The organism is Streptomyces sp. RP5T (assembly GCF_003933965.1).
Classification (GTDB): Bacteria; Actinomycetota; Actinomycetes; order Streptomycetales; family Streptomycetaceae; genus Streptomyces.
The window spans coordinates 1-372 of sequence record NZ_RSAJ01001327.1 but is presented as its reverse complement, the minus strand read 5'-3'; the positions used below and the strand labels follow the sequence as shown (position 1 = coordinate 372).

The window sequence follows — 372 nt, the reverse complement described above, 5'->3', positions numbered from 1 at the left end:
ACCAGTGCGCGACACCGACGACGCCCCAGCGGTTCATCCGGGTGTGGCCGAGGAACTCCTTGGCCACGGTGGCGGTGCGCCGGCCGGGTTCGTCGGTACGGGTGCCCGCGGGCACGTCCTGACCGAGCCGCATGAAGGTGTAGATCTGGAGGAGGGCGCGGGCGAACAGGGCCACGCCGACCACGATCAGTACCAGCGACACGATGATCGCGGCGAGCTGCATGAGGTGAACGCCTTCCTGCTGTTCAGCCCTTGCGGGTCTTGATCTCCTCGGTGAGGGCGGGAACGACGTCGAAGAGGTCGCCGACGACGCCGTAGTCGACGAGGTCGAAGATCGGCGCCTCGGCGTCCTTGTTGACCGCCACGATCGTC

At 67.5% G+C, this 372-nt stretch carries 1 protein-coding gene and 1 pseudogene; both read right to left on the bottom strand.

Annotation, left to right across the window (positions count from 1 at the left end; genetic code table 11):
• Positions 1-223 (bottom strand): hypothetical protein (locus tag EHS43_RS46060; protein WP_148104076.1); only part of this gene is annotated, 223 nt, incomplete at its 3' end.
• 22 nt (positions 224-245) lie between these two features.
• Positions 246-372, bottom strand: a pseudogene (locus tag EHS43_RS46055) (electron transfer flavoprotein subunit alpha/FixB family protein); the annotation flags it as partial.